The sequence below is a fragment of the Streptomyces sp. NPDC055400 genome (assembly GCF_053644375.1).
In genome coordinates this window covers 34,381-40,768 of record NZ_JBSHLM010000005.1, presented here as the reverse complement: position 1 = coordinate 40,768, position 6,388 = coordinate 34,381, and the positions used below count along the sequence as shown (strand labels likewise).

9 protein-coding genes are annotated in these 6,388 nt (G+C 70.9%); 3 read left to right on the top strand and 6 right to left on the bottom strand.

Translation table 11 applies throughout. From position 1 onward, the window contains the following. Positions 1-97: 97 nt before the first annotated feature. From ACWIGU_RS14300 to ACWIGU_RS14285, 4 genes are all read right to left on the bottom strand, one after another. On the bottom strand, positions 98-895 hold the full coding sequence (locus ACWIGU_RS14300; RefSeq protein ID WP_454400664.1) for an ABC transporter permease: 798 nt from the start codon (positions 893-895) through the stop codon (positions 98-100). Further along, a complete protein-coding gene (locus tag ACWIGU_RS14295) occupies positions 892-1,635 on the bottom strand; it encodes an ABC transporter ATP-binding protein (protein WP_454400662.1) in 744 nt (247 codons plus the stop codon). Before ACWIGU_RS14295 ends, ACWIGU_RS14300 begins: the two co-directional genes overlap by 4 nt. 131 nt (positions 1,636-1,766) lie before the next feature. Further along, complete coding sequence (locus ACWIGU_RS14290; protein WP_454400660.1) at positions 1,767-2,324, bottom strand: phosphotransferase; 558 nt, start codon at positions 2,322-2,324, stop codon at positions 1,767-1,769. Then, the gene (locus tag ACWIGU_RS14285) at positions 2,321-2,488 is read right to left on the bottom strand and encodes a hypothetical protein (protein WP_454400658.1); all 168 of its coding nucleotides are present in this window, start codon (positions 2,486-2,488) and stop codon (positions 2,321-2,323) included. Before ACWIGU_RS14285 ends, ACWIGU_RS14290 begins: the two co-directional genes overlap by 4 nt. A gap of 239 nt (positions 2,489-2,727) precedes the next feature. Between ACWIGU_RS14285 and ACWIGU_RS14280 the strand changes: the two genes are divergently transcribed. Then, positions 2,728-3,081: a VOC family protein gene (locus ACWIGU_RS14280; protein WP_454400656.1), complete on the top strand. Its 354-nt coding sequence runs from the start codon at positions 2,728-2,730 to the stop codon at positions 3,079-3,081. Here the strand turns inward: ACWIGU_RS14280 and ACWIGU_RS14275 are convergent. Beyond that, entirely contained in the window at positions 3,078-3,494 is a 417-nt protein-coding gene (locus ACWIGU_RS14275; protein WP_454400654.1) for a cytidine deaminase, read from the bottom strand. The two genes, ACWIGU_RS14280 and ACWIGU_RS14275, sit on opposite strands and share 4 nt — an antisense overlap. 305 nt (positions 3,495-3,799) lie before the next feature. Next, the gene (locus ACWIGU_RS14270; RefSeq protein ID WP_454400652.1) at positions 3,800-4,369 is read right to left on the bottom strand and encodes a hypothetical protein; all 570 of its coding nucleotides are present in this window, start codon (positions 4,367-4,369) and stop codon (positions 3,800-3,802) included. Between the two features lie 324 nt (positions 4,370-4,693). Here ACWIGU_RS14270 and ACWIGU_RS14265 point away from each other — a divergent pair, with 324 nt between their 5' ends. Further along, on the top strand, positions 4,694-5,647 hold the full coding sequence (locus tag ACWIGU_RS14265; RefSeq protein WP_454400651.1) for a class I SAM-dependent methyltransferase: 954 nt from the start codon (positions 4,694-4,696) through the stop codon (positions 5,645-5,647). Positions 5,648-5,802: 155 nt separating this feature from the next. Next, on the top strand, positions 5,803-6,366 hold the full coding sequence (locus ACWIGU_RS14260) for a dihydrofolate reductase family protein (protein WP_454400649.1): 564 nt from the start codon (positions 5,803-5,805) through the stop codon (positions 6,364-6,366). Positions 6,367-6,388 lie beyond the last annotated feature (22 nt).

The following is a 6,388-nucleotide window of genomic DNA, read 5'->3' as shown; positions in this document are numbered from 1 at the left end:
TTTGCCTTGTTGGGGGGGGTTCCGCTCGTGGGGGGGCGCGGCGGGGGGGGGGGGGGGGGCTCCCGGGGGGGCCGCGGCCCGGCCCCCCCCCACACCCCTAGGCGTCCCGGCGCGTCAGCAGCCAGCCGCCCGCGCCGAGCGCCGCCACCACGTACAGGCACAGCGTCCCGAAGCCGGCCCACGGTGAGAGCACGTCGGCCACCGGCTTGGAGACGGCGAGCGAGTTCCCGGCGATCATGGTCGGGAAGTACTTCGCCACCGTGACCCCGGTGAGCCCGGCCAGCGCCCCGGGCAGCACGTACAGCAGCCCGACCAGTGCCCCGATGGCCGCGGCCGTGTGCCGGACGACGGCGCCCAGAGCGATGCCGAGCAGCCCGACCATGGCGAGATACGCGCCCGAAAGGACCACCGCGCGCAGCACACCCGGGTCCCCGAGGGCGGGCACCGGCACTCCTGCTCCGAGCGCGAGCCGCCCGGCGAAGAACGTCGCGAACGCGACCACTTCGCCGACGGCCGACGTCACCGCGCCGAAGACGCCCGCCTTGGCGGCGAGCAGCAGCGGCCGGTTGGGGATCGCAGCGAGCGTGGAGCGCATCGCGCCGGAGGAGTACTCGCCGGTGACCACGAGCACGCCGAGTACGCCGACGATGAGCTGGCCGAGGGCGATGCCGGCGAGCACGTTGTTCACCGGGTCGAACGTGTCGGCCTTGTCCGGGCTGGGGGCATGGGTGTTGGCCATGGTCACGACGCCGATGACGAGCATCCCGACGACGGTGGCCACGAGCGCCCACAGCGTGGAGCGCAGGCTGCGCAGTTTGATCCACTCCATCCGCGCAGCGTGGGCGAACCCGTAGCGGCCCGCGGGCAGTGCCGGTGTCGTCTGCAGGGCGGTCACGACTGCCTCCTCGGCTGTGCGGGGGCGGTGCCCCGGTACTCGGCGCTGTCCCCGGTGAGGGCGAAGAACGCCTCCTCGAGCGAACGTCCGTCGGCCGTCAGCCCGGCCACGCTGGTGTCGGCGAGCAGCCGGCCCTGGCCGATCACGATCAAGTGGTCGGCGGTGAGCGCCATTTCGCTGATCAGGTGACTGGACAGCAGCACGGTGCGGCCCTCGGCGGCGAGGGACTTCATCAGGTTGCGGATCCAGCGCACGCCCTCGGGGTCGAGCCCATTGACGGGCTCGTCGAAGAGCAGCACCCCCGGGTCACCGAGCAGGGCGGCGGCGATACCGAGCCGCTGCGACATGCCCAGCGAGAAGCCGCCCGCGCGCTTGTCCGCCACGTCGGCGAGACCGACGGTGTCCAGGACGACGTGGACCCGGGCGCGGGGAATGCCGTTGGCGGCTGCCAGCGCGGCCAGGTGGTTCGCCGCGCTGCGGCCCGGGTGGTACGTACGGGCCTCAAGCAGCGCGCCGACCTCGCGCAACGGCCAGCGCAGCTCCTCGTACGGTGTGCCGTTGATACGGGCGGTGCCCGCGTCCGGGCGGTCCAGGCCCGTGATCATGCGCATGGTGGTGGACTTCCCGGACCCGTTCGGGCCGAGGAAGCCGGTCACCGCGCCCGGGCGGACCTCGAAGCCGAGGCCGTCCACGGCGACAGTGGGGCCGTAACGTTTGGTGAGACCGCGGACCTCGATCATGGCTGCTCCCAGGTGGCTGCGTTCATGCCCCCGACGCTAGGCGCGCCCGCGCCGCCCCGGAACGAGGCTGACCTCCGTCTTGAGCTGGGGGTTTTCCCCCAGGGGAGCGGTGCCCCACGCGGGCAGGGGCGTCAGCCCTCCCCGTCCGCGCGGCTCAGAAGGATCAGTGTGCGCTCGAGGAGCCTGTCCACGTTCCGCATGCCCGGCTGAAGGTTCCTCTGGTGGACGAAGACGGTGAGGTCGAGCGCGACCTGGGCGAAACAGTAGGCCAGGACAGCGGGTCCGGCCACCTGCTCGCCGGCGTCGCAGAGCATCTCAAGAGCCTCGGGAGTGAAGTCGTGGGCGCTCAGAAGCGTCGCGTAGTCGAAGACTCTGGTTCCGCTGCCCAGTGCCTCGATGTCGATGACACCACTGACGCGGCCCCCGTGGAACAGGATGTTGCCGGGCCGGAAGTCGCCGTGGACAAGGTCCCCGGTGGGCAAGGTGACGGGTCCGTGAGCGGCGAGAAGCCGCTCGCAGGCGTTGACGAGGTCCCGTCCGGTCGCACCGGTCTGCGCCGTCTGCCGCCAGAGGTCCTCACCGGTCATGCGGGCGGTCACGAACTCCGACCAGCATCGCTGCGGGTCGGGGTCGAGACCGGCGTGCATCTCCAGGACCCCGATCAGCAACCGGGCCTCGCTCGCCGTCACTTGCTGTCTTGTCCGACCAGGTGCGAGTTCCAGGCTCCTGACTGGACTCCGTCGTCGAACCGGTGCAGCAGTCGGAACTGCTCGTCATGCGCGTGGTTGGCCTCGCGCAGGACCGCCCGGGCGGTGCGCGTGCCGGCTTCGTCAGACGTGGTGTTCCGGGGCACGGGACCCTCCTGGGCAAGCCGAATGCCGAACGTGCGCAGGGGACACTACGTGGGGCGTCCCCGAAGCGCACCAACTTTTGGCGAGTGAGAGAAGGGCGCCTCCTGGGAGCGGGCGGGGGGTTACCCCTGGGAAGCGTCTGACCCCGGCTGTGTCTGCGGTCGGATCCGGCCGGCGTGGAGGGACGGGGAATTCCCCGGCCCGCCGGACGCGGGACCCACGACCGAGGCATGCTCGCTGCATGACGAACCGTTGGGTCGGAGTGACCGTGGACTGCATCGACGTCGAGCGGGTGTCAGCGTTCTGGAGCGTGCTGCTGGACCGCCCGCCGGGGCCGTCCGAGCCCGGCTGGGTCTATCTCGGCCATCGAGACGACCCGCAGCCGCGCCTGGTCTTCCAGCCTGTCGCCGAGCCGAGGTCCGGAAAAGTGCGCCTGCACCTGGACGTCTCCGTCGACGACATCGATCAGGGCATCGCCCAAGTCATAGGCCTTGGCGGCCGGTTCACCGGCGAGCGGCACGACTACGACGAGGGCGTGGTCGTCGTCATGGCCGACCCCGAGGGGCACGAGTTCTGCCTGTCCCAGTTCTACTAGCTTTCCGCGTCGAGCTGGTGGTCGGCCCACACGTACGTTTCGGGCAGCAGGTCGGCGACAGGGACCGTCCGGAGGCGGTCGCCCGCACCGACGATGACCTTGAGGTCCGGGAAGTAGTCGAGGAGGACCTGGCGGCACCGGCCGCACGGGGGGACGACTCCGCGGTCGCGGTCGCCCACGGCGACGATCGTGTCCAGCTCGTAGGCGCCCTGGCCGGCTGCCGCGCCGATGACGACCAGCTCGGCACAGGGGCCTCCGGTGAAGTGGTAGGCGTTCACCGCGGTGACGATCCGGCCGTCCCGGTCGCGGGCCGCGGCCGCCATGGTGTGGTTGTCGCCCCGGCAGCGGGTGCGCGCGACACGGGCCGCGGCCTCGATGAGCTCGTGGTCGACGCGATCGGTCTGCGTGGTCATCTGTCCTGCCTTCGTGAGGTGTTGGCCCATAGCGCCGCCGAGCTGCTCTCCTTGCGATTGCAAGAAAATATCAAGGTCGCTACATGACCCGTAGGAGAGTCTGGAGGCAGAGGGGCACGAGGCGGGGGAGAGGAGCGGGCGCGCGAAGCGTGCCGTGCTGTGCCGTACGTCATGGGGCTTGGCGGTCCGACCGGGGGGCCGGGGCGCCGCCGGAGTCGTGTCCGGCTCTCCGCCCACAGGGGTGGCGGGGAGCCGGGCTGCTGGTGACGTGACCCGGTGAGCGACGGCTCCAGGACTTCGTGCCGTCAGCCGGACACGATGTGGAGGAGAGCCGTGCCGTCCTCGCCGGTGGCCGCCTGGATCACCACCGCATCGGGCTGAGGGCTCGGCCGGGTGGAGCCGTCCAGACCACCGCAGGAGTTGCCTCCGCCGTTGCTGCGAAGGACCGTGATGCACCCTTGGCCCGGGCCGGTCGCGCCGCCCTTGGACTGGCCGTTGCCCGACTTGACCGTGTACTCGACCTTGTTCCGGCCGACCTCGGTGACGGACAGGGTCGCCGGACCGGCCGGGCCCTTGAAACGGATCGTCACCGGGCCGGTTACCGCGATCTCGCAGTTGCCGTCCGCGCAGGCGCCGACATCACGCCCGTCCGCCGCCGAGACGGACGGCTGCCCCGACGAGGGCCGCGGGGACGGGTCCTTCGAGGAAGGGGCTTTCGAGGTCCGATGACTGGGTGAAGCCTCGTGGTCGGCCTTGTCTGTGCTGCCGCAGCCACCCACCGTCAGCGCGACCAGCGCGGCGAGCACGACGCCCGCCACCCGCCGATGCCGCGAACCCCCTTCTCGCAGCCCCCATGCCGATTCGGTCGCGGCCATGACGTCCCCCGTGTTCCAGCCTGCGTGGTTCGGTGTCCGGCAGCCAGTCTTCCCCCTTGCCGCCGTCGCCATGCCGCGGAAGGCCACGCCGGCCACCCGCCCTCAACATCGCGCTGTTCGCGACGGATCGGTACCAGGTCTGAGCCTTGGGTGTCGTGTGGCGCGGTGTGTCAGGTGGCTGGGGAGGCCAGGTCGTCGGGTGACCCGGCGTGCGCGGCGCGCAAGGCCGTGGTCCCTTGCGCACGAGGCCGTCGAGTGCGGGATCTTCTTGCGTCATAGGCAATAACTCATGCGCTGAACGAAATGGCACGTACGGTCGATGTCATGACGCACCCCACGCACCCCACGCCTGCACCGCACGGTTCTCCCGCACGCTCCGAGCTGCACGGACATGGGTCCCATGAGGCCGGCCATGGCGCCCACGACGCCCACGCCCACGGCACACATTCGCATGAGCAGGACGGCCTGGCGGAGCTGCTCGACCTCGATGCCGACCTGTTCGCGCCCCAGCTCGCCGCCGCGATGCGTTCCATCGCGGAGCTGGCCGGAGAGGATGTCGAGCGGATCGTGGACCTTGGTGCCGGAAGCGGCACCGGAACGTTCGCCCTGCTCAAGCAGTTCCCCTCCGCGCAGGTGACGGCCGTGGACAGCTCCTCCCACATGCTGGAACAGCTCGCCCGAACCGCTGCCGCCAAGAACCTGGACGCGCGCGTCCACCCGCTGGAAGCGGACGCCGGTACGGGCCTGCCGGGCGTCACTGACGCGGACCTCGTCTGGGCCTCGGCCTCCATGCACCACATGGACGACCCGGCCGCGACCCTCGGCATCATCTTCAAGGCCCTGCGCCCGGGTGGGCTCCTGGCCGTCGCCGAACTGGACGGGATGCCGCGATTCCTCGCCGACGACGCGGTGCCGGAGCGCCCCGGCCTCGAAGGCCGCTTCCGCGAGGCACTCACGACGCTGCACGCCGAAGAGGTGCCCCACATGGGAGCCGACTGGGGCGCGCTGCTGGCTTCGGCCGGCTTCACCCTTGAGGATGAACGCACGGAGAATCTCGAACTGCGCCCGCCGTCGGGCGGCAGCGCCGGGCTCTACGCGCACGGCACGCTCAGCCGCATCCGCGGCGCCCTGGACGGCCGCGTCGACCCGGCCGACCTGGAAGCGCTCGACACGCTCGTGAACGGCGGCCCGGCGGACGTACGCCACCGTGACGACCTGGTGGTGCGCTCCACGCGCCAGCTCTGGATCGCACGCCGCCCCACGGACAGCGGCTCGTAGCGACCGGCCGAGGGGCGACCGGCCGAGGGGCTGACGCGATGGCTGGTTGAGGGTGTCGATTCACGCGATGCCGCTCCGACGTCTCTACTGGAAGGTGCCAGGCCCCATGCGAGCGGGCATGGCACGGCAGGTGCGAGACATTCGGAGGAATTGCCATGCAGACACTCACCGTCGATGTGTTCGTCTCGGTTGACGGGTATGCCGGCAGCGCGACATCGCCCGCCTACTTCGGCTACTTCGGGCCCATGCTCGAGGAGTGGATCCACGAGGAGATGGCGGGGCCGCAGCTGGTGCTCATGGGGCGGCGCACCTACGAGGCCCTCGCGGGTCTCCCCGGGGAGTCGGGGGGCCCCGGTGCGGACCCGATGCCCGGAGTGAACAAGGTCGTCTTCTCGTCGACGCTGAAGACGGTCGCCTGGCAGAACACGCGCGTGTGCCAGGACGACCTGATCGCCGAGGTCACCCGGCTCAAGAGCGAAGGTCATGTGCCGCTGCGGACCATGGGCAGTCTGTCCCTGGCCCGGCAGCTCCTCGACGCGGGCCTCGTGGACCGGCTGAGGCTGATGACCTTTCCGCTGCTCGTGGGGGAGTCGGGCCGCGAGCCGTTCTTCGCCGGTGTGAGCTCGACAGAACTCGAGCTGATCGCCCATCACGATCTGGACAACAGGGTGCTGATGATCGAGTACCGGCCCACGGGACGCGCGATTCCGCAGGGCTGAGAGCTGGACACCCGGCGCCTGG